The following is a 26,400-nucleotide window of genomic DNA, read 5'->3' as shown; positions in this document are numbered from 1 at the left end:
GTCGGAAGGTGACCGCAGTGTGCCACAGCGCGCGCGCGTGCGGGCCGGCGCTACAGCCAGCCCGACTTGCGAAAGCGCCAGTAGAGAATGGAACACACGGTGCCGATGGCCAGCAGCGTGACCGGGTAGCCCCAGGGCGCCTTCAGTTCGGGCATGTATTCGAAGTTCATGCCGTAAATGCCGGCCACGGCGGTGGGCACGGCCAGGATGGCGGCCCAGGACGCCAGCCGGCGCGTGGTGTCGTTCTGCTGGGCCTGCGCGATCATCTGGCTGGCCTCGAAGGCGAACGCCAGGGCCTCGCGCAGCGCATTGAGCAGCTCGTCGACCCGCAGCACGCGGTCGGCCACCTCGCCGAAATACGGCCGCGCATGCTCATCGATCTGCGACATCTCCACGCGCGCCAGGCGGCGGCAGATCTCGGCCAGGGGAGCGATGGCGGTATGGATGCGCAGCAGGTCGCGGCGCTGGCGGTACAGCTTGCGGATGTCGGCGTCCTTGGCGCCGCGGATCAGCAGCTTCTGCTCGGCGCTCTCGACCACGCTTTCGAGACGCGCCGCCGCCGCCACGTAGCGGTCGACCAGCAGGTCCAGCAATTCCGAGGTCACGTAGTCGCTGCCGCGCTTGAGCAGGTCGGGCGTGGCCTCCAGCCGTTCGCGCAGGGTGCTGTGGGTGGCCGTGGCGCCGCGCCGCACCGTCACCAGCACGCCGTCGCCGACCAGGAACTGGGTTTCGCCGAACACCGGCCGGTCGCCCTCGATCTCGACGGTGATGGCGACGATGAGCACCATATTGCCGTAGTCGATGATCTTGGCGCGCCGGTGCGGCTCGACCATTTCCTCCTGGTTCTTGTCGCAGGCGCCCAGGTCCTCGGTCACGCGCCGCAACAACCCGGGGTCGGGGTCGTGCAGGCCGATCCACAGCAGGCCGTGTTCGGGACGCTCGTAGCCGGCGATATCGTCGATGGGCACGTCGCGCGCGCGGCGGCCATTCAGGTAGGCGACCGAAGCCACCACGCCGCCATGCGGCGCGCCCGCGGCCTGAACGTTCTGGGTCATTGCACTGTCTCCCTGTGCGCATCCCGGGCCGGGATGCGCCTGGGCACCTATGATACCGTCGCGCGCCCGGCGCGGCCGCTACGAGAACAGCCCGCGCACCCGGCTGGCCACGTCGATGCGCGGCGCGGCCGGCTCGATGGCGCGGGCGCGGTCGAACGGCAGCTCGGGCGGCTTGGGCAGGTGCTCGAACAGCGGCAGCATGGCCTCGGAAATGAAGCGGGTGCGCGAGCCGTAGACGTGGCGGTCGCCCAGCCCGGTCTGCTGGTGCACGTAGAAGCGCTGCGGCACCACCACCTGCAGCCGCTCGCGCGCGCGTCATCGCCACGTACAGCAGGCGCCGCTCTTCCTCGATCTCCTCGGCCGTGCCGGTGGCCATGTCCGAGGGCATGCAGCCGTCGACCGCGTTCAGGATGTAGACCGACTTCCACTCCTGGCCCTTGGCCGAGTGAATGGTGGACAGGATCATATAGTCTTCGTCGCGCAGCGGCGGACCGGACTCGTCGCAGGTCGCGTCGGGCGGGTCCAGCGTCAGCTCGGTGAGGAAGCGTTCGCGCGTCGGATAGCCGCCGGCCAGCCGGGCCAGCTGCTCCAGGTCGGCGCGGCGCACGCGCGCGTCGTCGAAGATGCGCTCCAGTTGCGGCCCGTACCATTGCAGCGCGGCATCCACGTCGGCGGGCCAGGGCCGGCGCGCCTCGCGCAGCGTCGCGTAGGTGGCGACGAATTCGCTCCACTGCTGGCGCGCCGCCGCGCCCGGCTGGAACTCGCGCATGGCCGCCAGCGGATCGGCCGCCTGCGCCATGGCGTCCATCAGCTTGCCGGCGGTGGCCGGGCCGATGCCGGGCACCAGCTGCGCCACCCGGAAACCGGCCAGCCGCGAGCGCGGGTTCTCGGCCCAGCGCAGCACGGACAGCATGTCCTTGAGATGGGCGGCCTCGAGAAAGCGCAGGCCGCCGAATTTCACGAACGGGATGTTGCGCCGGGTCAGTTCGAGCTCCAGCGCGGCGCTGTGGCTGGAGGCGCGAAACAGCGCCGCCTGCGACTTGAGCGTGGCCCCGCCCTCGCGCTGCGCCAGCACCTGGTCGGCCACCCAGCGCGCCTGGCCGGCTTCGTCGCTGACGCTCACCAGCTCGGGGCGCTGCGACGAGGCGCGATCGGTCCACAGCGCTTTGGCGTAGCGTTCGGCGGCCAGCCCGATGACCGCGTTGGACGCATCCAGGATGGGCTGGGTGGAGCGGTAATTGCGCTCCAGCGTGACCACCTTGGCGCCGCCGGGAAACTGCTGCGGGAAATCGAGGATGTTGCGCACGCTCGCGGCGCGGAACGAATAGATCGACTGCGCGTCGTCGCCCACCACGGTCAGGCCGCCGCCGTCGGGCTTCATGGCCAGCAGGATGGCGGCCTGCAGGCGGTTGGTGTCCTGGTACTCGTCGACCAGGATATGGTCGAAGCGCGCGCCGACATCGGCGGCCAGCCCCGCGTCGCGCATCATCTCGGCCCAGTACAGCAGCAGGTCGTCGTAATCGAGCACGTTCTGCTCCTGCTTGGCCAGCACATAGGCCTGGAACAGGCGCTTGAGCTCGGCCTCCCAGGCTTCGCACCACGGGAACGCCTGGCGCAGCACCTCGGCCAGCGGCGCCTGGCTGTTGACCACGCGCGAATAAATGGCCAGGCAGGTGCCCTTGAGCGGGAAGCGGTTGTGGGTGGCCGACAGCCCCAGCTCGTGGCGCACGATGCCCATCAACTCCTCGGCGTCGCCGCGATCGTGCACGGTAAAGGCCTCCGACAGGCCGATGCGCGGCGCGCAATCGCGCAGCAACCGCGCGCCCACGCTGTGGAACGTGCCGGCCCACGGCAACGCAGGCGCCGCGTGCCCGGCGCGCAGGCCCATCACGCGCTGCAGCACGCCGCCCACGCGCCGTTCCATTTCCTGCGCGGCGCGAGAACGTCAACAGCAGCATGCGCTGCGGATCGGCGCCATGCAGGATCAGGTGCGCCACGCGGTGCGCCAGCGTATTGGTCTTGCCCGACCCGGCCCCGGCGATCACCAGCAGCGCCTGGCTGGCCGGCGCATCGACCCCGTACGCGGCGGCCTCGCGCTGCGCGGGGTTCAGTTCGGCCAGGGGATCATCGGCGGGCGCCGGGGCGCGGGAAGCAGGTTCGGACATGGAAACGGGCGAATTGGACGACACTGTATATTTATACAGAATTTCCGGCATTTCGTTCGAACGGCCGCTGCGCCCAGGCATGAACATCCTCATCGGCACCGCCTCCTGGACCGACCCCACCCTGCTGGCGTGCGGCCGGTTCTACCCCGCGGCCGCGCGCACGCCGCAAGCGCGCCTGCAGTACTACGCCACCCGATTCGGCATGGCCGAGATCGACGCCAGCTTCTACGCCCTTCCCGACCCGCACACGGCTTACCTGTGGGCGCAGCGCACGCCGCCGGGCTTTGTCTTCAATATCAAGGCGTTTCGCCTCTTCACGGGCCACCAGACGCCGCGCGCGGCGCTGCCGGCCGACCTGCGGCGCGAAGTGCCCGGCGCGGGCGATGCGGTGTTCGACGACCAGGTGCCGGGCGCGGTACGCGACGAACTGTGGCGCCGCTACGTGCTGGCGCTGGAGCCGCTGCGCCAGGCCGGCAAGCTGGGCGCGGTGCATTGCCAGTTTGCGCCCTGGGTGCGGCGCGAGGCGCGCGGCGTGGCCCGCGTGCGCGACTGCGCGGCCCGCCTGCGCGATGCCGGCGGACTCGTCATGGCCGCGGAAATGCGCCACGCCAGCTGGTTCGACAGCGCGGCCGCCAGCAACTGGACCCTGGCGCTGGAACGCGAGCTGGAGCTGGTGCACACGGTGGTCGACAGCCCGCAAGGCTTTGCCAACAGCGTGCCGCCGGTCTGGGCGCGCACCCACCCCGAGCTGGCGCTGGTGCGCCTGCACGGCCGCAACGCCGGCGCCTGGAACAGCCGCGCGGCGGCCTCGTCGAGCCGCTTCCAGTATGAATACTCGCCGCAGGAGCTCGCCGAGCTGGCCGAGCGCGTCAGGCGCCTGGCCGAGCGCGCGCGGCAGACGCACGCGGTGTTCAACACCAACTACGAGGACCAGGGCATGCGCAACGCGGCCGGGCTGGCGGCAGCGCTGGCGCCCTAGCTAGGCGCGGCTGCGCTGCGCCACTTCGGCCAGGCTGTCGAGCACCAGCTCGAACTTGCGCGCGATGTCGTTCTCCGGCACGCAGGCGTAGCCCAGCAGCAGGCCCTGGCGCGGCGTGGTGCCTTCGGCGTAGTAGCGCGACAGCGCGCGCGTGAGCACGCCGCGCGCATGGGCGGCCTGCATCACCTGCTTGTCGTCCAGCCCCGACGGGAAGTCCAGCACCAGGTGCAGGCCCGCGTCGCTCGAATCCGGATGCAGCCACTGGGCGCCCAGGCGCCGCTCGATCAGGTTGACCAGGATGGCGCGGCGCCGGCCGTACAGCATGCGCATGCGGCGGATATGAGCGGCGTAATGGCCCTCGGCGATGAAGCTGGCCAGCACCGCGTGCGTGACCAGGTGGCCTTCGCGGTACAGCTCGGCGTGCGCGGCCTGGAATGCGCCGGCCAGCGCCTTGGGCAGCACCAGGTAGCCCACCCGCAGGCCCGGGTACAGCGTCTTGCTGAACGTACCCAGGTAGATCACCGGCGCGTCCGGCTCCAGTCCTTGCAGCGAGGAAATCGGCCGGCCCGAGAAGCGGAACTCGCTGTCGTAGTCGTCCTCGATGATCCAGCTGCCCCAGCTGCGCGCCAGCGCCAGCAGTTGCCGGCGCCGCGCCAGCGACATCACCGAGCCCAGCGGGTACTGGTGCGACGGCGTCACGAAAATGAAACGCGGCGGCTGCGCCACCGGCTCGGCCGGCAGTTGCATGCCCTCTTCGTCGACCGGCAGCGGCTCGATGCGGATGCCATTGGCGATCAGCACGCTGCGCGCGCCCCAGTAGCCCGGGTTCTCGATCCAGGCCAGGTCGCCATGGCCGCCCAGGATGCGGGTGGCCAGGTCGATGGCCTGGTGCGAGCCCTCGGTGATGATGATCTGCTCGGGATCGCAGTCGATCGAGCGGGTCAGGGCCAGGTGCTGGGCCAGCGCCTCGCGCAGCGCCGGCAGGCCGCCGCCGTAGGCATAGGTCAGCATCTCCGGGTGGGGATTGCGCCACAGCGTGCTGAACAGGCGGCCGAACTTCTGGTGCGGGAACTCGGTAAGATCGGGCACGCCCGGCATGAAGGCGCCCCACTGGTACGGCGAGGCCGACACCTGGTCGACGATGCGCGCGCCGCGCTCGGACAGCGTGGGGCGAACCGCCGCGATGGCCGGGCGGCGCGCGTGGCGGCCGCTGGCCAGGTAGGCGTCAGGCAGCGATGCGGTGACGAAAGTGCCGTTGCCCTGGCGGCTGTGCGTGTAGCCCTCGGCCTGCAGCTGGCTGTAGACGTGCACCACGGTGTTGCGCGCGATGCCCAGCTCGGCCGCCAGGTCGCGCGTGGCGGGCAGGCGCGTGTCGGCCGCGATGGCGCCATCGAGGATGGCCTCGCGGATGGCGCGGTAGAGACGCTGGTTCATCGGGCCCTCGGCCACGTCCCCCAGGCGCAGGAGCAACAAATCGCCGACAATGGACCTCAATTGGTTCTACCTGTTTTGTAAAAGTGGTTCCCCTGAATGGGGCCATCTTAGCATTAAATAGAAGCTGGACGGCGTCCCATGGCGGCCGCCACATTGCGCCGTGCATACGGCATTCCATTTGCCTAACGAGCCTGAGATGAAAAACCGAGATCTGAATACGCGTCGTACGCTGGCCACCCCGCGCGGCGTCGGCGTGATGTGTGACTTTTACGCCGTGCGGGCGGAAAACTCGACCCTGTGGGATGCCGAGGGCAAGGAGTACATCGACTTCGCCGGCGGCATCGCGGTGCTGAACACCGGCCATCGCCATCCCAAGGTCAAGGCCGCCATCGCCGCCCAGCTGGACAACTTCACCCACACCGCCTACCAGATCGTGCCGTACGAAGGCTACGTATCGCTGGCCGAGCGCATCAACGCCGTGGCCCCGATCGAAGGCCTGAAGAAGACCGCCTTCTTCACCACCGGCGTCGAGGCGGTGGAAAACGCCGTCAAGATCGCCCGCGCCTACACCGGCCGCTCGGGCGTGGTGGCGTTCTCGGGCGCGTTCCATGGCCGCACCATGATGGGCATGGCCCTGACCGGCAAGGTCGCGCCCTACAAGCTGGCGTTCGGCCCGATGCCGGGCGACGTGTTCCACGTACCGTTCCCCAACGCCACGCAGGCCATCAGCGTGGCCGACTCGCTCAAGGCCCTGGACCTGCTGTTCAAGGTCGACATCGATCCCAAGCGCGTGGCCGCCATCATCATCGAGCCGGTGCAAGGCGAAGGCGGCTTCAACGTCACGCCGCCCGAACTGATGCAGGCGCTGCGCAAGGTGTGCGACGAGCACGGCATCCTGCTGATCGCCGACGAAGTGCAGACCGGCTTCGCGCGCACCGGCAAGCTGTTCGCCATGCAGCACCATTCGGTACAGGCCGACCTGATCACCATGGCCAAGAGCCTGGGCGGCGGCATGCCGATCTCGGGCGTGGTGGGCCGCGCCGAAGTCATGGACGGCCCGGCCGCCGGCGGCCTGGGCGGCACCTACGCCGGCAACCCGCTGGCCGTGGCCGCCGCGCACGCGGTGCTGGACGTGATCGCCGAGGAAAAACTGTGCGAGCGCGCCGCCGAACTGGGCAAGCGCCTGATGGACCGCCTGGAAGGCCTGCGCGCCAAGTGCCCGGCCATCGCCGACGTGCGCGGCCTGGGTTCGATGGTCGCGCTGGAGCTGAACGACCCGGCCACCGGCAAGCCCGACGCCGAGGCGGTCAAGCGCATCCAGCAGCAAGCCATCGAGCGCGGCCTGATTTTGCTAAGCTGCGGTGTGTACGGAAACGTTCTGCGTTTCCTGTATCCCCTGACCATCCCCGATGACCAGTTCGCTCGCGCGCTGGACATCCTGGCCGAAACCATCGCCGCCTGATTGTTTGGATCGTTCGACGCGGGATGGGGGCGCCCCCATGGGCGCCACCATCCCGCGTCTGTATTGAGGAGGATTTTTCATGACGCAGTTGACCCAACCCCTGAGCCGCGCCGAACTGCTGCGCGACGCCTGCTACATCGACGGCAAGTGGGTAGGCGCCGGCAACGGCCCGTCCATCCCGGTCGATAACCCGTCCACCGGCAAGACCATCATCTCGGTGCCCAAGCTGGGCCGCAAGGAAGCCGAGCAGGCCATCGACGCCGCCGAGGCCGCCCTGCCCGCCTGGAGCGCCAGGACCGGCAAGGAGCGCGCCGCGATCCTGCTGAAGTGGGCCCAGCTGACGATGGAAAACCAGCAGGACCTGGCCGTCATCATGACGTCCGAGCAAGGCAAGCCCGTAGCCGAGGCCGCCGGCGAGATCGCCTACGCCGCGTCCTTCCTGGAGTGGTTCGCCGAAGAAGCCAAGCGCATCGACGGCGACATCCTGCAAAGCCCCAAGGGCGGCCAGCGCCTGATGGTGCTCAAGCAGCCCATCGGCGTGACCGCCGCCATCACGCCGTGGAACTTCCCGGCCGCCATGATCACCCGCAAGGTCGGCCCGGCCCTGGCCGCCGGCTGCACCATGGTGGTCAAGCCGGCCCAGCAGACGCCGCTGACCGCGCTGGCGCTGGCCGTGCTGGCTGAGCAGGCCGGCGTGCCGGCCGGCGTGTTCCAGGTCGTGACCGGCAGCTCGCGTGAAATCGGCGCGGCCCTGTGCGAAAGCGAAGTGGTACGCAAGCTGAGCTTCACCGGCTCGACCGAAGTCGGCCGCACGCTCATGGAGCAATGCGCGCCCACCATCAAGAAACTGTCGCTGGAACTGGGCGGCAACGCGCCGTTCATCGTGTTCGACGACGCCGACCTGGATCGCGCCATCGACGGCATCCTGGCCTCCAAGTACCGCAACGCCGGCCAGACCTGCGTATGCGCCAACCGCATCTACGTGCAGGCCGGCGTCTACGAGGAAGTGGCCAAGCGCCTGGTCGAGAAGGTCAACGCCATGAAGGTGGGCGACGGCTTCGAACAGGGCGTCACCCAGGGCCCGCTGATCGACACCGCCGCCGTGGCCAAGGTGCAGGAACACATCGCCGACGCCACCGCGCACGGCGCCAAGGTCATCGCCGGCGGCCAGCCGCATGCGCTGGGCGGCAGCTTCTTCCAGCCCACGGTGGTGCGCGACGTCACGCAGTCGATGCGCTTTGCCGTCGAGGAAACCTTCGGCCCGGTCGCCCCGCTGTTCAAGTTCGAAAGCGAAGACGAAGTCATCGGCATGGCCAACAACACCATCTTCGGCCTGGCCGCCTACTTCTACACGCGCGACTACGCCCGGATCTGGCGCGTCTCCGAAGCGCTGGAATACGGCATCGTCGGCATCAACACCGGCATCATCTCCAATGAAGTCGGCCCGTTCGGCGGCGTCAAGCAATCCGGCCTGGGCCGCGAAGGCTCGAAGTACGGGATCGAGGACTACCTCGAGCTGAAATACCTCTGCGTGGACCTGGGCGCCTGAGTCCAGCCCGCGGGCAAGCAAGGCCGGCGCCTTCGGGCGCCGGCCTTTTTTCGCCTTGCCGCGCCCGCCCTCATCCAAACGCCGCACACCCAGGCGCCAAGCCCCGGCCATTTTTGTCATAGGCCGGCGCGCCGGCCCATGCTAGATTTGCGGGTCGTACATTGTTCCCCCATTCCATGAACCGGACATTCTCGCGCGACGAAACGCGCCGCATCGCCGCCCTGCTTGCCGAAGCCGCCCGTTCCGAGGTCCTGCCGCGCTTTCGCCACCTGACCGAGGACGCGGTGCGCGGCAAGAGTTCGCCGCGCGATCTGGTCACCATCGCCGACGAAGAGGCCGAGCGCCACATCGCCGCGCGCCTGGGCAAGCTGTATCCGGGCGCGGTGCTGATCGGCGAGGAAGCCTCGGCGCGCAACCCGGCGCTGCTCAACATGCTGGTCGATGCCGACCTGGCCTTTCTCATCGACCCCATCGACGGCACCCGCAACTACGTGGCCGGCCTGCCCTTGTTCGGCATGATGGTCGCCGTGTGCCATCGCGGCGACGTGCTGGCCGGCGTGATCTACGACCCCATCGGCCACGACGCGGCGCTGGCCGTGCGCGGCGAAGGCGCCTGGATCGACTACGAGGACGGCACGCAGCAGGCGCTGCACATGGCCGGCGCGGCCCCGGCCAATGAGATGGACGGCATGATCTCCACCTCCAACCTGCCCGACGGCCTGCGCGAGCAGGTCACCGCCAACCAGGCGCGCCTGGGCTCGACCGCGTCGCTGCGCTGCGCCGCGCACGAGTACCGCCTGGCCGCCTCGGGCCATTGCCATGTGCTGCTCTACAACAAGCTGACGCCCTGGGACCACGCCGCGGGCTGGCTGCTGCACCGCGAAGCCGGCGGCTACAGCGCGCACTTCGACGGCTCGCCGTACAAGCCCACCCACCGCTCCGGCGGCCTGCTGTACGCGCCCGACGGCGGCACCTGGCACACCGCCCACCAGGCGCTGCTGGGCGACGCGGTGCCGCTGGCGGTGTAACCCGCCGCCAAGGCGCCCGGGGGGAGCGACACCTGTGGCAAGGGTGCCTGTCCCCCTGCGGGGACAGGCACCCACTGACGGTGCACGCAGACTCCAGGTACCTGTCCCCGCAGGGACAGGCACCCTAGGACACGACCTCGGCCAGCACCTCGTCGCAGGGCCGGCTGACTTTCAGGGCGAGCATGTCATCGGCGCGGGTGCGGCCCAGGTTGATCGCGGCAATGGGCAGGCCGGCGCGGGCGGCGGCCTGCACGAAGCGATAGCCGGAATACAGCATCAGGGACGAGCCGACCACCAGCACGGCGTCGGCATGCTCCAGCGCGGCGTAGGCGCGCTGCACCCGCTCGCGCGGCACGGTCTCGCCGAAGAACACCACATCGGGCTTGACGATGCCGCCGCACCGCGGACAGGACGGCACGACGAACCGGGAAAAGTCCTACCCCTCCAGGTCGGCGTCGCCATCGGGCGCCGCGCCGGCCTGCAGCGCCGCCCATTGCGGGTTGGCCAGTTCCAGCGTGTGCTGCCATGGCCCGCGCGGCCCGCGCCAGTCGCACTGCATGCAACGCACTTCGTCCAGCCTGCCATGCAGGTCCAGCACTTCGCGGCCGCCGGCGGCCTGGTGCAGCCGGCCCACGTTCTGCGTGACCAGCAGGTCGACCTGGCCGCGCTGCGCCAGGCGCGCCAGCGCATGGTGCGCGGCATTGGGGCGGGCCTGGCCGAAATGGCGCCAGCCCACCATGCTGCGCGCCCAATAGCGCGCCCGCGCGGGCTGCCCGCCCATGAACGCCTGGAAGTCGATCGGCGGTTTGCGCTTCCACTGCCCCTGCCCGTCGCGGTAGTCGGGAATGCCGGAGGCAGTGCTGCAGCCGGCGCCGGTCAGGACGAACAGGCGTTCGCTGCCACCCAGGAACCCCCGCAGCGCCTGCAGGTCGGACATGCGGCTATCCACGCGCGCGCCCCGTCACGGCGCCGCGGCCGCGAGCCGGCGCGCCGGCTCGCGCACCGGCAGGTGCATGGCGGCCGAGAACAGGCCGATGGCGATGGACAGCAGCCACACCGCATCGTACGAGCCCGACAGGTCGAAGATCACGCCGCCCAGCCACACGCCCAGGAAACTGCCGACCTGGTGCCCGAGGAACACCACGCCGAACAGCGTGGAAAGCGCGCCCAGGCCGAACAGCTGCGCCACCAGGCCGGTCGTCACCGGCGCGGTGCCCAGAGCCACAGGAAACCCATCGCGCTGGCGAACAGCAAGGTGGAGAACTGGCTGACCGGCGCCAGGAAATACACCGTGATCACCGCGGTGCGCACCAGGTAGAGAAACGCCAGCACGTATTTCTTGGGATAGCGCTCGCCCATCAGGCCGAAGAAGAACGTACCGGCGATATTGAACAGGCCGACCAGCCCCAGCGCCAGCGCCGCCGTGCCGCCGCCTATGCCCTTGTCGGCCAGATAGGCGGGCAGATGGGTGGCGATGAATGCCAGGTGGAACCCGCAGGCCATGAAACCCAGCCACAGCAGCCAGAGGTCGCGGTTGCCCAGGGCGGCGCGCACGCCGCCGCCGGACTGGGTGGCCGGCGCGGCCGGCGCGGCCGAGGGCTGGCGCGGCGCCTCGCGCAACAGCCAGGCCAGCGGCGCCATGCAGGCCAGCACCGCCGCGCACAGCCCCAGCGCCCCTTGCCAGCCGAAGGCGCCGATCAGGTACATGCCCAGGGGCAGCATCACGAACTGCCCTAGCTGTGATGTCTCAATAGGTTGTTCATCCAGGCCGGACCTGGGATGCTGTGGTTACCACGCCATCGCAACTCAGGGCAGGACACTGGATGAACAACCATAAGCATGCGCGATTGACCCGCCTAGGTCGAGCCCTTCTTGTTAACAGGGTGATGCAACAGAACTGGACGATGAGGCAGGCCAGCCAGGCGGCAGGGGTGAGCCTGCGCACCGGTTACAAGTGGCTTGCCCGCTTCCGAAGCGAAGGTCTGGACGGCCTGCTTGACCGCAGTTCTCGCCCGCACCGCAGCCCGAAGGCCTGTGCGCCCGAGCAGGTTGAGCACTTCGCCCAGCAGCGCCGCCAGCGTCTGCCGCTGTGGCGCATCGCGCGTGAAGCCGGCCGCAGCCTGGCCACCGTGGCGCGGTATATGGAACGCATCGGCCTGAGTCGACTCGCCTCGCTGGAGCCGCCGGCGCCGGTGCGCCGCTATGAACGCGCCAGCCCAGGCGAGCTGCTGCACATCGACACCAAGCGGCTGGGCCGCATCCGGGGCGTGGGCCATCGCATCACCGGCGATCGGGCCCAGAACCGCAACCGCGGCATTGGCTGGGACGCTGTGCACCTGGCCATCGATGACTTCTCGCGCGTGTCCTTTGCTCGCATCCTCGACGATGAGGGCGGCGATCAGTGCGCTGAGTTCCTGCGCCAAGCCACCGCCTACTACGCCAGTCTGGGCGTGCGCATCGACCGCGTGATGACCGACAACGGCAGCGGCTACGTCTCCAGGACCTTTCGGGCGGTGTGCGTGGAGCTGGGAATCCGTCACATCCGCACCCGCCCCTACACCCCCAAGACCAACGGCAAGGCCGAGCGCCTCGTGCAGACCTGCTTACGGGAGTGGGCATACGCCAGGCCCTACACGAGCTCAGCCGAACGACAGGCTGCCTTGCAGCCCTTCATTGACCGCTACAACTGGTGTCGGCCACACTCCGCTCTCGGACATCAGCCACCCATCACGCGTATCCCAGATGTGAATAACCTATTGAGAATCGACACCTAGCGCGCCCATGGCCGAGACCGCGCCCAGCGCCGCCGAGCGGCGCGCGGCCGGCGCCCTGCGGCCCACCACGCCGTTGACCGTCCAGGCCGTGCCCGCCAGCCCCAGCCCGACCAGCACGCCGGCCGACAGGGTCAGGCTGAGCCGTCCGTCCGACACCGTGGTCAGCAGCAAGCCCGCCACGTACAGCAAGGCGCCGCCGGCCACCACGCGGGCCGTGCCGTAGCGGTCGGCCAGGTAGCCGGAGAACGGCTGCGCCAGGCCCCAGACGATGTTCTGGATGGCGATGGCGAACGAGAAGGTTTCGCGCGTCAGCCCGAACGACTGCACCAGCGGCAGCTGGTACAGGCCGACACTGTGCCGCTGGCCCAGCGGCAGCCCGAGCACGATGCCGGCGGCCAGGATGATGGGCCACAGCGGCGGCGCCGGATTGACGGCGGGAGAATCCGATTTCATTGCGCCTGCTCCGGAAAGCGCGCCCGGCCGCCGGGGCCGGGCAAGCGGGATGGTTGCGTCCTCAGCCGCCCAGGCCGCAATCGGGCATGTCGTTGATCGCGCCGGCCTGCGTCACGGTGCTGTTCGGCGGCACGCTGTGCGTGAGCCAGACATTGCCGCCGATGGTCGAACCCTGGCCGATGGTGATGCGGCCCAGGATGGTCGCGCCGGCGTAGATGACCACGTCGTCCTCGATGATGGGATGGCGCGGCAGGCCTTTCTTGAGTTCGCCGTTCTCGCCCGGCGGAAAGCGCTTGGCGCCCAGCGTGACCATCTGGTAGAGCCGCACGCGCTCGCCGATGATGGCCGTTTCGCCGATCACCACGCCCGTGCCGTGGTCGATGAAGAAGCTGCGCCCGATGGTCGCGCCCGGATGAATGTCGATGCCGGTGTCGGAATGGGCGATCTCGGCGACGATGCGCGCCAGCATGGGCGCGCCCAGCCGATACAGCACATTGGCCAGGCGGTGGTGGATCATGGCGGTCACGCCCGGATAGCACAGCAGCACCTCGTCGACGCTGCGCGCGGCCGGGTCGCCCTGGTAGGCGGCCGTGACGTCCAGGTCCAGCGCCTTGCGCACCGCCGGCAACTCGGCGCCGAAGCGGCGCACGATGTCGACCGCGCGCTCGAGCACCTGTCCGTAGGGTTGCGGATCGTCGCGTCCGAGGTGCTGCAGCTCCAGGCAGACCTGGTGCAGCAGCGCGTCCAGCGCGGCGCCGATGGTGTGGCCGACGTAGAAATCCTCGACCTCTTCGCGCAGGTCGATGGGGCCCAGGCGCATGGGAAACAGCGCGCCGACCAGTTGCCGCATGATGTCGCGCAGGCTTTCCTGGGAAGGAAACTCGCGCACGCCCGACTCGGACTCCTCGCGCAGGCGGCCGCGCGGGCCGCGCCACTCCTGGCGCGCGCCGCGCAAGCCGGAGACGATGCCGTCGAGGTTCCAGTTGGCGACGGGATAATGGGAAGAACCGCTCATGCGCGCGACTCCGGCGTGGCGGTGAGGACGGCCGCCGGGGCCGTCACACAGAACAGATGAAACATGGCGTAGCCTCGTTGATGATGCCGCGCGGCGCCGCCCGGCGCCGCCGTTGCATCAACTGTAACCGCTCGCCGTCGTTTGCGCGCGGCGGCCGATACGCCAACAGGGTTTAGGGCCGGCTATGCCGTGCGGCCGGCCGCCGCGCCCGCGCCGCCCTGCTCGCGATAGCGGTCGATCCAGAACGCCGTGGACGAATCATGGCCCCAGTCGACCGGCCCGGCCGCCGGCGGCACCGCCAATTGGCGCGCGATGTCCTGCGCCAGCCGCTGACAGGCCTGGGCCTGGTCGGCGCCGCCCAGGGCGGCGCCCCACAGCGCCGCCTGCACGAACGCCTTGTGCTCGTACAGCGCCAGCAAGGCCCCGACGGCGCGCGGGTCGACCTGCCTGAGCACGACCAGCGTCGAAGGCCGGCCGCCGCCGGCAGCCGGCTGGCCCGGCCCGGCGGGCAGGCCGCGCAGCAGCGCCTCGCGCTGCGCCAGGCAATTGGCCAGCAGGGCGCGGTGGGCCGGCGGGCTGGCCGGGTATTCGTCCAGGCCGGCGATGAAATCCACCGGAGCGCCGGCCGGCGCCCGATGCAGCCACTCGAAGAATGCGCCCGGTCCGGGCGCGCCGGCCGGGCTCCAGACCACGGAATAGGCGGGCAGGCTGGCCGGCGCGCGGCCCGCCAAGGTCATTTCCAGCTGCTGCACGCAAGCCGGCAGCGCCGCCAGGCGGGCGCTGTACACCGCCAGCGCGTGGGTCGGCCAGTGCATGGCGCTGGTATTGGCCACCGCGGCCAGCGCCATCTGCATCGGCGCGTTGACCGCCGGCGCGGCCTGCAGGAAATGCTGGTCCATGGCGGCGGCGCCGCTGCGCAGCGCCTTGAGCATGTCGACGCTGAGCGCCAGCGCCACCGGCAGCGCGCCCACCGACCAGAGCTCGTGGCGCGGCTGCAGCCAGGACGGCAGGCGGAAGACCCGCGCGGCCGCCACGCCCAGCGCGCGCGCCGCCGACTCGTTGCCGGTGACGGTCACCAGGTGCGCCGAGACATCGTCGATACCGGCGCGGCGCAGCCAGTCTATGGCGGCGCGCGCGTTGTCCAGCGTCTCGGACGGTTCGAAACCGCGGCTGGCCGCCACCACCAGGGTACGGCGCGGGCCCAGCCCCGCCAGCGCCTCGTGCAGCGCCGCTGCGTCGCCGCCGCTCACAAAGCGCAGCTGGCGGCGCTGCGCCGGCCCGCCGAAGGCCTGCAGCGCCAGCCGCAAGGCCCATTGCCCCGCCCCCCCGCCGAGATACAGCACCGCTGGGCAGGCGCCGCCGCGATCGAGTTCGCGCACGAACTCCAGCATGCGCGCGTATTCGATCTCGACCTCGATGTCGCACTGCTCTTCCGGATGGGCGCCGTAGCCCGCGCGCAGCACCGGATAGCGGCCATGCGCGGCATCCGGCGCGCCCGGCGCGAACAACGCGGCGCGCGCGCCCAGCACGTCGCGCGCCTGCAGCAGCGCCAGGCCGGCCTGGGCCAGCGCGCTGCTGTGGCGTTGCATGCTCAGGTCCACATAAATGCCCGCCGCCTCGATGACGCGCAGCGGGCGCGCCACCAGCGACGCGCCGGCCGCCGCCGCGGCGAACACGCGCCACTGCGGGCTTTGCGCCGAAAGCTGGAGGTCCGCGGCGGGGATGACCGCATGGGGCTGGGCGTTTTCCGGCATGCGAGCCTCTCAGAAGGTAATGGACAGATGCGGCGCGATGCGCGCCAGTTCGCGCCGGAACTCGGCCTGGATGCGCGCCAGCGCGGCGGCCGTGTCGCCTTCGAAGCGCAGCGCCAGGACCGCGGCGCCGCATGCCTGGCGGACCAGGCCGAAGCCGTCGTCGTAGTCCACGCGCACGCCGTCCAGGTACGTGATGCGCCGCGCGCCAGGGAAGCCGCCGCGCACCTGCATGGCCGCCAGGATGGCCTGCAGGTCCGCCTCGGGCAGCGCCACCCGCGTCTCGGGCGCCGTGAACGACGCCGGCGCCTGCGTCAGCAACGCCGTCGCATCGGCCACGCCCGAGAGCAGCTCCAGCACGCGCGCGGCCGCATAGATCGCATCGTCGAAACCGTACCAGCGGTCCTTGAAATACAGGCGCCCGCTCATTTCGCCGGCCAGCAGCGCGCCGGTCTCCTGCATGCGCGCCTTGATCTGCCCCGGCCCGGATTTCCAGATCAGCGGCTCGCCGCCCGCCTGCTCGATGCCACGCGGGGCCAGGCGGCCGCACTTGACGTCGTAGATCACCGATGCGCCCGGGCGCCGCGCCAGCACGTCGCGCGCCAGCAGCACCAGCAGCCGATCGGCCCAGATGATTTCGCCGCTCTTGGACACCACCGCCAGGCGGTCGCCGTCGCCGTCGAACGCCAGCCCCACTTCGCAGTCCGAATAGCGCAGGCAATAGATCAGGTCCTGCAGGTTGCGCGGGTCGCCCGGGTTGGCGGGATGGTCGGCCGGCCCCGGGTCGCCGTCGGCGAACAGCGCCGTCACCTCGCAGCCCAGCTCGCGCAGCAGGTCCGGCGCATACAGGCTGGTGACGCCGTGGCCGCAGTCCAGCGCCACCTTGAGCGGGCGGCGCAGCCGGATGTCGGACAACAACCGCGCCTGATAGCAGGGCAGCACGGCCAGCTGCCGGCGCGCGCCCGGCGACTCGGCCGCGTCGGCGGCGCCGTCGGCCTCGATCATGGCCTCGCGCAACTCGCCCAGCCCGGCGCCGTACAGCGCGGCGCCATGCATCATGATCTTGAAACTGCTGTGGGCCTGCCCGTCGCGCCGGCCTGTCACGGCCACGCCCGCGCCGGTCTCGGTCAGGCGGGTGGCGTAGTACATCATGGGCGTGGTGACCCGCCCGATGTCGATGACGTGCGTGCCGGCGGCGCGTATACCCGCCTGCAGCGCCGCCGCCAGCGCGACGCTGCTCAAGGTGGCGTCGCGCCCGACCACCACCGCGCCCGCATGCGTGGCCACGGCGCGCCGTCCGAGCGTCAGGCCGAGCGCGTGGGCGAATCCGGCATCGATCTCCTCGCCTGTGCGGCCGCGGATATCGTAGGGCCCGAAGACCCCGGCGCCGGTTCGCGAGCCGTCCCAGTCGAAAGATCCGTGCATGGTGGGCGTATCCATAAAGATTTCGCGCGAATAATGGCCGTCGCCGGTTCAGGCACGCCAGCGGCGGTAGCCGCATTGCACCGTGTTTTGCCGTCCTCGCCTCTCCGGCAGACGGACTACGCCGGCGGGTCCGCCGGGCCGGTATCCTTGTCCTCGCGCAGGCCTGGCACCAGCCCCAGGCTGACGGCGGCATAGGCGGCCGCGGCCTGGTTGCGCGCGTTCAGCTTCCAGTACAGCGTGCGCGCATGGCTCTTGACGGTGGCCACGGACGTGCCGACCTCGCGGCTGATCTCGCGCATGGTCTTGCCTTGCACCATCAGGCGCAGTATCTGTTCCTGCCGCTGGGTCAGCTGCATGGCGCCGCGCACCGGCGTCGCGCTGGCCTGCACCGGCAGCGGGTAGCATTGGCCGCCGGCCATCACCAGGCTGATCGCCGCGCCCAGCGCGTCGGGGCTGAGCGACTTGGCCACATAGCCCGCCACGCCGGCGCGCGCGGCCGCCGTGAGCACCGCCAGATCGAGCTCGGGATACAGCAGCAGCATGTTGCGCGGCGCCAGCGTCGCGATAACGCGCGTGAGCATCAGCTGGTCGTGCTCGCTCACGCCCGAACAGCCCAGGATCGCCAGTTCCGGCGGCCGGTCCACGCTGCTCGCCACGGCCTCCAGTTCGGCGGAAGCGAGCGCCCGTACCTGTCCGGCGCCGCGCCCATGCTCCAGCACGTGCTGGATGGCGATTCGCAACAACGCATAGTCTTCGATGAGAACGGTCGTCATGCGCACGGGCCTTTAGCGGCGAGTCCGGGTCGGACCCGCGCATGCCCATGCGCACCTGCGATACGACGTATGCATGGTCGAGGCCGACGGCCTGCGGGCGCTTGCGCGGGAATCTCCATCTGTCACCCGCGCCACGCGTGGCGCCCCGCTGCCGGGGCCACGCAGGCGTGTGTATGCAGATGAGATTCATGCTATCAGCGGCAACCATGCATGCCTCTCCTTCAGGAGAATGAATGAGCCCTATCTTTTGGCCGGGAGGATGGCTACCGGTCGACAGCCACTCGCGTGACGGCGGCCGGCAAGCCTGCCCTAGCGGCAGACATAGGTCGGTCGCTCGGCTTCGCGCGCGCCGGCCTCGGCCCACTCCAGCGTCGCCCCGCGCTGCAACGCCGTATAGACCGCCTCGCCCTTGTTCTTCACATGCAGGCGCTGATACAGCGTGCATGCATGGGTCTTGGCGGTCGCCACGGAAATATTGAGCATGCGGCTGACTGTCTTGATCGGGTAGCCTCGCGCCAGCAGCACCAGCACCTCGTACTGGCGCGGCGTGATCTGCAGCAACTGGGCGCCGGTCGAGATCGGCATGGTGGGTTTGACGCCGTCATTGGTGACGCGCATGGCCGAGGGATAGCCCGCCGCGATGGCAGGCTGCAGGGCCTGCTCGCCGGGGAAGCACTGGCCGCCCGCCATCACCAGGCGGATGGCCGCTTCAAGCACCTCCACCGGCGCGGTCTTGGGCAGGCAGCCGCAGACCGCATTGACCGGCAGCGCCTGCATTGGAATCGGCAAAGGCATGATGTCGCTCAGCAACAGGATCCGCTTGGGCGACAACACACTCTGGATTTCACTCAGCGCACCCACTGCCAGGTCCGGGTCGGTTGGCAGGCCGTATATCAGCAAGTCGGCCTCCGACTGCGTGGCGTCCGCCTTGGACAGATCCGCCACCCCCATTCCCTGTATTTCCCAAATGTCGTCGAGCTCGCTCAGGATTTGCCAGAGACCGAGTCGCAACAGTGGGTGCGCTTCAATGAGTACCATTTTGGCCATGGTTTCCTCACTCTTGTTCTTCCACATGAACGGAACCTTCGCTGCACTGAAGGCTGCCCTGCCATCTGCCGCCGACCCCGAATATTGCATCGCACCAATGATGCACACTCTCTACTTCAACCGGCTTACTTCCGCCAGCCATTCGGCAAATGGCATGAAATCATAATATTTGTCGGATTTGGTAAAAGCAAGCAGGCTTACGCCGAATTAATCCCAGAAAAACCATGTCGTCCGGAAGAACTAAACACTAGGGTCGACCCTGATCGCAGCCCTCATCCCACCTTTTCCACATCTCGAAGAAACCCTCCACACCGCCTGGAAAGCCGCATGGAGCAACGATTCTATTCTCTTTATGGGTCATGGACCCGCGCACGGCCCGTCTTGGCGGGAGAGAAACAGCGCAATCCGCAGAAATAATAAGAAATATATTTCCGTACTCGCCAAAAGATATCATGCGCTTATTCAAGCCAGATCAGGCAAATAACTTTGTTATAAAAAAACCGTAGCCCTCCAGGCAGTATTCCAGGCATTACGCCGGCCGGCCGGCACGGCCCGCCCCCTGCTGGCGAGGAAATCCCCTTGGTGAACTCGGCGCCCGCGGCCGCCGGCCGGCGTGGTCCGGACACACCTCGTGTGCCGAATTTACCGGCCGTTTCTCCTGTCGCCACGGCCTTCCGATTTACCGGAAATGCGCGCCATGATTATTGCTTCGGATATAAAAATGACTTCCCGGTTGCAGAAAATAAATCCGTTCTTTTTCGTCGCGCGGAGTACCGCCTTGGTACACAACCGGTGTCCTTCCTGGCCAGGCCGGCGCATCGGTCCCAGGCGCAGCCTGGCTTTCCGGGGTGGCGCGGCGCGCTGGACGAGATAATAAAAGGGTGTACGCCGGCCAGGTCGACGATTTGGGTTTCCGATCTTTGTATACAAAATAATTACAAAACAATTCCGCGCCACGAGAGACAGGGGTCTCATAAATAGAGGGTTGAAACAGTATTTGCCTCATACCGATGCTGCGTTGCAAAAATATTATTCCCGGCTACTGCCGCCGGCATCAGCCGCGCCCGCCCCTTCCCTCATCCATGGCCATTCCTAGGGTCTACCCTATCCGGGATAGCCTCTAGGCCTTTTGCCGCGTTCCGCTCCCTATAATTAATTCAAACGAACGTATGAATCAGGGCGCCATGAACGAACTGAAATCCACTTCGACGCGCGAGATCATTCTCGAAACCGCCGAGCAGCTGTTCGCGCAACAAGGCCACGACGGCACCTCGATGCGGCAGATCACCAGCGCGGCGGGCGTCAACCTGGCGGCGGTCAATTACCACTTCGGCTCCAAGGAGGCGCTGGTCCAGGCCTGCTCAAGCGCAGGCTGGAGGAGGTCAACCGCGAGCGCCTGCGCCTGCTCGATGAACTCGAGGCCGCCGCCGGCGGCACCCCGCTCAAGCCGTCGCAGATCGTCGATGCCTTCTTCGGCACCCTGCTGCGCCTGGCCGCCAGCCCCGACCACGCGGGCAAGTCCTTCCTGCCCCTGCTCGAACGCACCATGACCGACCCCAGCGGCTTCATCCGGACGCTGTTCGCCGAGGAGTACGCCGACGTCATGGAGCGCTACAAGAACGCGCTGTTCGCGGCGCTGCCGGGCGTGCCGCGCGCCGAAATCATGTGGCGCTTCCAGTTCATGCTGGGCACCACGTCGTACGCCATCATGGGCACCGACACCCTGCGTTTCGTGACCAGCTGGACATTCGACCAGGCCGAACCGCCCGACAACCCGCATTGGCTGCTGCCCCGCCTGCTCAGCTTCCTGCTGGGCGGGCTGCGGGCGCCCCTGCCCGAACTGCCTTAGGCCCATTTCTTGCGGAGGCTGGAGCATGAACGCTGTACTGGTCGTGTTGTCGGGCGCGGCGCTGCTGGGCATCGGGCCGCTGCGGCGCGCCCTGCTGAGCCGCCCCATCCTGGCGGCCTACCGCAAGGTGCTGCCTGCCATGTCCGACACGGAACGCGAGGCCCTGGAGGCCGGCACCGTGTGGTGGGAAGGCGAGTTGTTCGGCGGCCGCCCGGATTGGCGCAAGCTGCTGGACTATCCGCGTCCGGTCCTGAGCGCGGCCGAACAGCGCTTTCTCGACCACGAGACCGAACAGGCGTGCCGCCTGGTCGATGACTGGCACATTACCCACGAGCGTTTCGATCTGCCGCCGCAGGTATGGGCCTACATCAGGGAACAGGGTTTCCTGGGCATGATCATTCCGAAGGAATACGACGGCCTGGGCTTCTGCGCCCATGCGCATTCGGCGATCGTCACCAAGCTGTCGACGCGCTCGTCGGCGCTGGCGGTGTCGGTCATGGTGCCCAACTCGCTGGGGCCGGCCGAACTGTTGCTGCACTACGGCACCGAGGCGCAGAAGCGCCACTACCTGCCGCGCCTGGCCCGCGGCGAGGAAATACCGGCCTTCGCACTCACCAGCCCGTGGGCCGGCTCGGACGCGGCCGCCATTCCCGACCACGGCACGGTCTGCAAGGGCCAGTGGCAAGGCCAGGAAGTCCTGGGCATGCGCGTCACCTGGGACAAGCGCTACATCACGCTGGCGCCCGTCTGCACGCTGCTGGGGCTGGCGTTTCGCCTGTACGACCCGGACGGCCTGCTGGGCGGGCGCAAGGATCTCGGCATCACCTGCGCACTGGTGCCGCACGATCATCCCGGCGTCGACACCGGCCGGCGCCATTTTCCGCTCAACGCGATGTTCATGAACGGCCCCACCCGCGGCACGGACGTATTCATGCCGCTGGAGTTCATCATCGACGGGCCCGCCATGGCCGGCCAGGGCTGGCGCATGCTGATGGAATGCCTGGCGGCGGGCCGCTCGATCTCGCTGCCGTCGTCCAACGCAGACATGGCCCAGCTGACCGCGCGCGCCGTGGGCGCCTATGCGCGGGTGCGCAGCCAGTTCCGCATGCCGGTGGGCAAATTCGAAGGCGTGGAGGAGGCGCTGGCGCGCATCGGCGGCCACACCTACCTGATGGACGCGGCGCGCGTCATGACGGCCGGCGCCGTGGACCTGGGCGAAAAGCCCGCCGTGGCATCGGCCATCGTCAAATACCACGTCACCGAACGCGCCCGCCAGGTGGTCAACGACGGCATGGACATCAGCGGCGGCAAGGGCATCTGCCTGGGTCCGTCGAACTTCCTGGGCCGCGCCTACCAGCAACTGCCGATCGGCATCACGGTGGAAGGCGCCAACATTCTCACGCGCAGCCTGATCATCTTCGGCCAGGGCGCGATCCGCTGCCATCCCTACGTGCTGGCCGAAATGCGCGCGGCGCAGGACCCCGACGCCGCGCGCGGCCTGCGCGAGTTCGACCGCGCGCTGTGGGGCCATGCCCGCCACGTGGCCGGCAACGCGCTGCGGGCGCTGGGCGGCGCGCTGAGCGGCGCGCGGCTGGGCCGCGCCCCGCGCGCGGCGGCGCCTTCGATGCACGCCTACTATCGCGCGCTGTCGCGCTACAGCAGCGCCTTCGCGCTGCTGGCCGACGCCTGCATGCTGGCGCTGGGCGGCAGCCTGAAGCGGCGCGAGCGACTGTCGGCGCGGCTGGGCGACATCCTGGCGCAGATGTACCTGGCCAGCGCGGTGCTCAAGCGTTTCGAGGACGACGGCCGCCAGGCCGAGGACGAGCCCCTGGCGCATTGGGCCGTGCGCGACGCGCTGTACCGGCTGCAGCAGGCCTTCGAAGGCGTGCTGGACAATCTGCCCAACCGGTTGGTGGCCTGGACGATGCGATGTATCATCTTCCCATGGGGACATCCCCAGGCCGAGCCGGACGACAGGCTGGGCCAGGCGGTGGCGCAGTTGCTGATCGCCCCCGGCGCGGCGCGCGACCGCCTGACCGCCAGCTGCTTCATCCCCGCCAATGAGGACGAGCCGGTGGGCGCGCTGGAACAGGCCCTGGCGGCGGCGATCGCGGCCGAACCCCTCGAGGCGCGCATCCGCGCCGCCGAGAAATCCGGCGACCTCGAAGGCGATCCGCGCGCCAATGTGCGCGACATCGCCCAGGCCGCCCACGCCGCCGGCGTGCTCGACGAGGACGATTACCGCCTCGTCGAACGACGCAACCGCTTGCGCGACCGCGTCATCGGCGTGGACGATTTTCCCTTCGATTACGGCATTACCGGCGCACTCAGGCCGGCGGCGCGACGCCAGGCGGCATAAGGAGCGACAGGCATGCGTTTTCAACCGGTATACATCGTCGACGGCACGCGCAGCCCCTTCCTGAAGGCGCGCAACGGCCCCGGACCGTTCTCGGCCGCCGACCTGGCCGTGCAGGCCGGCCGCGCGCTGCTGCTGCGCCAGCCTTTCGCCCCCACCGACCTGGACGAAGTCATCGTCGGCTGCGCGGCGCCCTCGCCCGACGAAGTCAATATCGGCCGCGTCATCGCCCTGCGGCTGGGCTGCGGCAACCGCGTGCCCGGGTGGACGGTGATGCGCAATTGCGCCTCCGGCATGCAGGCCCTCGATTCGGCCATCGCCAATCTGCAGCTGGGCCGCAGCAGCCTGGTGCTGGCCGGCGGCACCGACGCGCTGTCGCGCGCGCCGCTGCTGTTCTCCGACGACATGGTCAAGTGGCTGGCGCGCTGGTATGGCACGCGCGGCCTGGGCGCCCGGCTGCGCGCGCTGGGCGCGCTGCGCCTGCGCTACCTGGCGCCGGTCATCGGCCTGCTCAAGGGCCTGACCGATCCGGTGGTGGGCCTGTCGATGGGACAGACGGCCGAGAACCTGGCCACCCGCTTCGGCATCGACCGCGCCGCCATGGACGCCTACGCGGCGCGCAGCCACCTGCGCGTGCTGGCCGCGCGCGAAGCCGGCCGGCTGGGCGAGATCGTGCCGATGGCCGATACGCGCGGCACCGTCTACCCCGACGACGATGGCGTGCGCGACGACTCCACCCCGCAACGCCTGGCGCGCCTGCGCCCGGCGTTCGACAAGCCGTGGGGCAACATCACGGCCGGCAACAGCTCGCAGGTCACCGACGGCGCGGCCATGCTGCTGCTGGCTTCGGAGGCCGCGGTCCGCAAATGGGGGCTGCGCCCGCTGGGGCGCATCCTCGACAGCCAGTGGGCCGGCCTGGATCCGGCCCAGATGGGCCTGGGGCCGGTGCACGCGGCCACGCCCATCATGCAGCGGCATGGACTGGGCCTGCACGACCTGGACCTGTGGGAAATCAACGAAGCCTTCGCCGCGCAGGTGCTGGCCTGCCTGGCGGCCTGGAACGACGAGGCCTATTGCCGCGAACACTTCGGCACCGGGGCCTGGGGCCGCCTGGACCAGGACCGCCTGAACGTGGACGGCGGCGCCATCGCGCTGGGCCATCCGGTGGGCGCCTCGGGCGCGCGCATCGTGCTGCACCTGCTGCAGGCCCTGAAGGCGCGCGGCATGCGCCACGGCATGGCCGCCATCTGCATCGGCGGCGGCCAGGGCGGGGCCATGCTGGTCGAAAACCTCGAGGAGCGCGCATGAACACGCCCGACCTGGCCTACACCCACTGGCGCCTGCACCGTGAAGCCGACGGCCTGGCATGGCTGGCGCTGGCGCGCGCCGACGCCGCCGCGAACTCGCTGTCGGCCGAGGTCATGGCCGAACTCGCCGCGGTGCTCGACGCCCTGCAGGCCCAGCCGCCCAAGGAACTGGTCATTCTGTCGGGCAAGGAGAACGGCTTCATCGTCGGCGCCGACATCAACGAATTCGGCGCGCTGCAGACGCCGCAGCAGGCGCGCGAACTGGTCGCGCGCGGCTGGCAGCTGTTCAACCGGCTGGCGGCGACGCCGTACCCCACGCTGGCGCTGATACGCGGCCACTGCCTGGGCGGCGGCCTGGAACTGGCGCTGGCCTGCCGCTACCGCATCGCCGCCGACGACGCCGACACCGCGCTGGGGCTGCCGGAAGCCATGCTGGGCATTTTCCCCGGCTGGGGCGGCATGCGGCGCCTGCCGGCGCTGATCGGCGCGCCGGCCGCGCTGGACATGATGCTGACCGGACGCCGGGTCGACGCGCGCCGCGCCGCGGCGCTGGGCCTGGTCGACGCGCGCGTGCCGCCGCGGCTGCTGCAGGCCGCCGCCCGCGCCACCGTGCTGTCGGGCCGAGCGCCGCGCCGCGCGCGCGGCCTGCCGGCCTGGCTGAACCGCTGGCCGCTCAAGGCGCTGGCGGCGCGCCGCGCGCGCCAGAGCGTGGCCGCCAAGGATCCGCAGGGCCACTACCCCGCCCCGCGCGCCATCATCGACATCTGGGCGCGCCACGGCGGCAACGCCCTGCATGCGCCCGACCTGATAGACGGCATCCTGGCTTCGGACACGGCGCGCCAGCTGCTGCGCGTGTTCCGCCTGCAGGAACGGCTCAAGGGCTACGGCAAGGCCGCCGTCGACGCGCCCGTGCGGCGCGTGCACGTGGTGGGCGCCGGCGTCATGGGCGGCGATATCGCCGCCTGGTGCGCCTACCGCGGGTTGACCGTCACGCTGCAGGACCAGGACATGGCGCGCATCGCGCCGGCGCTGGCGCGCGCCGGCGCCTTCTTCGCCCGCAAGCTGAAGGACCGGCGCGCCGCGCGCGCCGCCTTCGACCGCCTGGTTCCCGACCCCCAGGGCGATGGCGTGGCGCAAGCCGACCTGGTCATCGAGGCCATCAGCGAGAGCGCCCAGGCCAAGCAGGCCCTCTACCGCCAGCTCGAACCGCGCCTGAAACCGGGCGCCCTGCTGGCCACCAATACCTCCAGCCTGTCGCTGGCCGGGCTGGCCCAGGTCCTCGACCAGCCGCAGCGGCTGGTCGGCATCCATTTCTTCAACCCGGTGGCGCGCATGCCGCTGGTCGAAGTCGTGCTCGCCGCCGACAGCGATCCGCGCGCGCTGGCGCGGGCCTGCGCCTTCGTCGGCCGCATCGGCAAGCTGCCGCTGCCCGTGCGCGACGCGCCGGGTTTCCTGGTCAATGCGGTGCTGGCGCCCTACATGCTGGAAGCGATGCGCTGCGTCGACGAGGGCATGGCGCCGGCGGCCATCGACGCCGCCATGGCCGCCTTCGGCATGCCGATGGAGCCGCTCGAGCTGGCCGACACCGTCGGGCTGGACATCGCGGCGGCCGCCGGCGCCCAGCTCACCGGCGAGCACGCGCCGCCGCGCTGCCTGGCCGAACGCCTGGCGCGCAAGGAACTGGGCCGCAAGAGCGGCCGCGGCTTTTATGCCTGGCGCGACGGCAAGGCGGTCAAGCCGGCCGCGCGCGGCGTGCCGCCAGGGCTGGTCGACCGCCTGCTCCAGCCCCTGATCGACAGCGCCCGCGAGCGCGTGGCCGCCGGCGTGGTGGCCGATGCGGACCTGGCCGACGCGGGCGCGATTTTCGGCACGGGCTTTGCCCCCTACACGGGCGGCCCGCTGCAATACGCAAGTCAACGAGAAGCCGTCCAGCGGCCTTAGCACGGCGAACCAAGAGCGGAAAGCCGTCCCCAAGCAA

The 26,400-nt window shown here is 69.7% G+C and carries 18 protein-coding genes and 3 pseudogenes; 9 read left to right on the top strand and 12 right to left on the bottom strand.

Annotation, left to right across the window (positions count from 1 at the left end; translation table 11 throughout):
* Positions 1–50: 50 nt before the first annotated feature.
* Together LK409_RS09865 and LK409_RS09860 are read right to left on the bottom strand one after the other, a co-directional pair.
* Positions 51–1,055: a magnesium and cobalt transport protein CorA gene (locus LK409_RS09865; RefSeq protein ID WP_003810145.1), complete on the bottom strand. Its 1,005-nt coding sequence runs from the start codon at positions 1,053–1,055 to the stop codon at positions 51–53.
* A 78-nt stretch (positions 1,056–1,133) separates the two neighbouring features.
* Positions 1,134–3,220: pseudogene (locus tag LK409_RS09860) on the bottom strand (ATP-dependent helicase).
* Here LK409_RS09860 and LK409_RS09855 point away from each other — a divergent pair.
* Positions 3,219–4,199, top strand: coding sequence for a DUF72 domain-containing protein (locus LK409_RS09855; RefSeq protein ID WP_010928503.1), 981 nt, complete (start codon positions 3,219–3,221; stop codon positions 4,197–4,199). The pseudogene LK409_RS09860 and the gene LK409_RS09855 sit on opposite strands and share 2 nt — an antisense overlap.
* Here the strand turns inward: LK409_RS09855 and pdxR are convergent, their stop codons facing one another.
* Positions 4,200–5,693, bottom strand: coding sequence for a MocR-like pyridoxine biosynthesis transcription factor PdxR (gene pdxR, locus LK409_RS09850; RefSeq protein ID WP_010928502.1), 1,494 nt, complete (start codon positions 5,691–5,693; stop codon positions 4,200–4,202).
* Between the two features lie 136 nt (positions 5,694–5,829).
* Between pdxR and LK409_RS09845 the strand changes: the two genes are divergently transcribed.
* From LK409_RS09845 to LK409_RS09835, 3 genes are all read left to right on the top strand, one after another.
* Complete coding sequence (locus tag LK409_RS09845) at positions 5,830–7,095, top strand: 4-aminobutyrate--2-oxoglutarate transaminase (protein ID WP_003810137.1); 1,266 nt, start codon at positions 5,830–5,832, stop codon at positions 7,093–7,095.
* A 79-nt stretch (positions 7,096–7,174) separates the two neighbouring features.
* Complete coding sequence (locus LK409_RS09840) at positions 7,175–8,644, top strand: NAD-dependent succinate-semialdehyde dehydrogenase (RefSeq protein WP_010928500.1); 1,470 nt, start codon at positions 7,175–7,177, stop codon at positions 8,642–8,644.
* A gap of 176 nt (positions 8,645–8,820) precedes the next feature.
* Complete coding sequence (locus tag LK409_RS09835) at positions 8,821–9,672, top strand: inositol monophosphatase family protein (RefSeq protein ID WP_041937206.1); 852 nt, start codon at positions 8,821–8,823, stop codon at positions 9,670–9,672.
* A 124-nt stretch (positions 9,673–9,796) separates the two neighbouring features.
* Here the strand turns inward: LK409_RS09835 and LK409_RS09830 are convergent.
* From LK409_RS09830 to LK409_RS09820, 3 genes and pseudogenes are all read right to left on the bottom strand, one after another.
* Positions 9,797–10,621, bottom strand: a pseudogene (locus tag LK409_RS09830) (NAD-dependent protein deacetylase).
* Between the two features lie 12 nt (positions 10,622–10,633).
* A complete protein-coding gene (locus LK409_RS09825; protein ID WP_226376540.1) occupies positions 10,634–10,897 on the bottom strand; it encodes a hypothetical protein in 264 nt (87 codons plus the stop codon).
* Positions 10,873–11,394: an MFS transporter gene (locus tag LK409_RS09820; protein ID WP_229131174.1), complete on the bottom strand. Its 522-nt coding sequence runs from the start codon at positions 11,392–11,394 to the stop codon at positions 10,873–10,875. Before LK409_RS09820 ends, LK409_RS09825 begins: the two co-directional genes overlap by 25 nt.
* A gap of 101 nt (positions 11,395–11,495) precedes the next feature.
* On the opposite strand from LK409_RS09820, the gene LK409_RS09815 reads away from it, so the two are divergent.
* Positions 11,496–12,446 carry an IS481 family transposase gene (locus tag LK409_RS09815; protein ID WP_010927744.1) on the top strand — a complete coding sequence of 317 codons (951 nt, stop codon included), beginning with the start codon at positions 11,496–11,498 and terminating at the stop codon, positions 12,444–12,446.
* Here the strand turns inward: LK409_RS09815 and LK409_RS09810 are convergent.
* From LK409_RS09810 to LK409_RS09785, 6 genes are all read right to left on the bottom strand, one after another.
* The gene (locus tag LK409_RS09810) at positions 12,426–12,899 is read right to left on the bottom strand and encodes an MFS transporter (RefSeq protein ID WP_226376539.1); all 474 of its coding nucleotides are present in this window, start codon (positions 12,897–12,899) and stop codon (positions 12,426–12,428) included. The genes LK409_RS09815 and LK409_RS09810 overlap by 21 nt on opposite strands.
* Before the next feature lie 61 nt (positions 12,900–12,960).
* Positions 12,961–13,914, bottom strand: a complete 954-nt coding sequence (gene epsC / locus LK409_RS09805) for a serine O-acetyltransferase EpsC (RefSeq protein ID WP_010928498.1) — start codon at positions 13,912–13,914, stop codon at positions 12,961–12,963.
* Positions 13,915–14,096: 182 nt separating this feature from the next.
* Positions 14,097–15,668, bottom strand: a complete 1,572-nt coding sequence (locus tag LK409_RS09800; protein WP_010928497.1) for a glucose-6-phosphate isomerase — start codon at positions 15,666–15,668, stop codon at positions 14,097–14,099.
* Between the two features lie 9 nt (positions 15,669–15,677).
* Positions 15,678–17,105 (bottom strand): phosphomannomutase/phosphoglucomutase, encoded by a 1,428-nt coding sequence (locus LK409_RS09795; RefSeq protein WP_003810121.1) that lies wholly within the window; start codon positions 17,103–17,105, stop codon positions 15,678–15,680.
* Between the two features lie 101 nt (positions 17,106–17,206).
* Positions 17,207–17,863, bottom strand: coding sequence for a response regulator transcription factor (locus tag LK409_RS09790; RefSeq protein WP_003810119.1), 657 nt, complete (start codon positions 17,861–17,863; stop codon positions 17,207–17,209).
* A gap of 309 nt (positions 17,864–18,172) precedes the next feature.
* Positions 18,173–18,937 (bottom strand): response regulator transcription factor, encoded by a 765-nt coding sequence (locus tag LK409_RS09785; RefSeq protein WP_003810118.1) that lies wholly within the window; start codon positions 18,935–18,937, stop codon positions 18,173–18,175.
* A gap of 1,157 nt (positions 18,938–20,094) precedes the next feature.
* On the opposite strand from LK409_RS09785, the pseudogene LK409_RS09780 reads away from it, so the two are divergent.
* From LK409_RS09780 to LK409_RS09765, 4 genes and pseudogenes are all read left to right on the top strand, one after another.
* A pseudogene (locus LK409_RS09780) lies at positions 20,095–20,759 on the top strand (TetR/AcrR family transcriptional regulator).
* Between the two features lie 25 nt (positions 20,760–20,784).
* Entirely contained in the window at positions 20,785–23,118 is a 2,334-nt protein-coding gene (locus LK409_RS09775; RefSeq protein WP_010928495.1) for an acyl-CoA dehydrogenase, read from the top strand.
* Between the two features lie 12 nt (positions 23,119–23,130).
* Complete coding sequence (locus tag LK409_RS09770; RefSeq protein ID WP_010928494.1) at positions 23,131–24,423, top strand: acetyl-CoA C-acetyltransferase; 1,293 nt, start codon at positions 23,131–23,133, stop codon at positions 24,421–24,423.
* Entirely contained in the window at positions 24,420–26,363 is a 1,944-nt protein-coding gene (locus LK409_RS09765) for a 3-hydroxyacyl-CoA dehydrogenase NAD-binding domain-containing protein (RefSeq protein ID WP_010928493.1), read from the top strand. Before LK409_RS09770 ends, LK409_RS09765 begins: the two co-directional genes overlap by 4 nt.
* The last annotated feature ends 37 nt before the right edge of the window (positions 26,364–26,400 follow it).

This window comes from Bordetella parapertussis, assembly GCF_020735925.1.
Classification (GTDB): Bacteria; Pseudomonadota; Gammaproteobacteria; order Burkholderiales; family Burkholderiaceae_B; genus Bordetella; species Bordetella pertussis.
The sequence above is the reverse complement of the archived record's forward strand: the minus strand, read 5'-3'. Positions and strand labels throughout refer to the sequence as shown.

Coding starts and splice junctions, on each gene's coding strand:
- LK409_RS09865 (WP_003810145.1), bottom strand. CDS start 1,055: ATGACCCAGAACGTTCAGGCCGCGGGCGCGCCGCATGGCGGCGTGGTG.
- LK409_RS09855 (WP_010928503.1), top strand. CDS start 3,219: ATGGAAACGGGCGAATTGGACGACACTGTATATTTATACAGAATTTCC.
- LK409_RS09845 (WP_003810137.1), top strand. CDS start 5,830: ATGAAAAACCGAGATCTGAATACGCGTCGTACGCTGGCCACCCCGCGC.
- LK409_RS09840 (WP_010928500.1), top strand. CDS start 7,175: ATGACGCAGTTGACCCAACCCCTGAGCCGCGCCGAACTGCTGCGCGAC.
- LK409_RS09835 (WP_041937206.1), top strand. CDS start 8,821: ATGAACCGGACATTCTCGCGCGACGAAACGCGCCGCATCGCCGCCCTG.
- LK409_RS09820 (WP_229131174.1), bottom strand. CDS start 11,394: ATGCTGCCCCTGGGCATGTACCTGATCGGCGCCTTCGGCTGGCAAGGG.
- LK409_RS09815 (WP_010927744.1), top strand. CDS start 11,496: ATGAACAACCATAAGCATGCGCGATTGACCCGCCTAGGTCGAGCCCTT.
- LK409_RS09810 (WP_226376539.1), bottom strand. CDS start 12,899: ATGAAATCGGATTCTCCCGCCGTCAATCCGGCGCCGCCGCTGTGGCCC.
- epsC (WP_010928498.1), bottom strand. CDS start 13,914: ATGAGCGGTTCTTCCCATTATCCCGTCGCCAACTGGAACCTCGACGGC.
- LK409_RS09800 (WP_010928497.1), bottom strand. CDS start 15,668: ATGCCGGAAAACGCCCAGCCCCATGCGGTCATCCCCGCCGCGGACCTC.
- LK409_RS09795 (WP_003810121.1), bottom strand. CDS start 17,105: ATGGATACGCCCACCATGCACGGATCTTTCGACTGGGACGGCTCGCGA.
- LK409_RS09790 (WP_003810119.1), bottom strand. CDS start 17,863: ATGACGACCGTTCTCATCGAAGACTATGCGTTGTTGCGAATCGCCATC.
- LK409_RS09785 (WP_003810118.1), bottom strand. CDS start 18,937: ATGTGGAAGAACAAGAGTGAGGAAACCATGGCCAAAATGGTACTCATT.
- LK409_RS09775 (WP_010928495.1), top strand. CDS start 20,785: ATGAACGCTGTACTGGTCGTGTTGTCGGGCGCGGCGCTGCTGGGCATC.
- LK409_RS09770 (WP_010928494.1), top strand. CDS start 23,131: ATGCGTTTTCAACCGGTATACATCGTCGACGGCACGCGCAGCCCCTTC.
- LK409_RS09765 (WP_010928493.1), top strand. CDS start 24,420: ATGAACACGCCCGACCTGGCCTACACCCACTGGCGCCTGCACCGTGAA.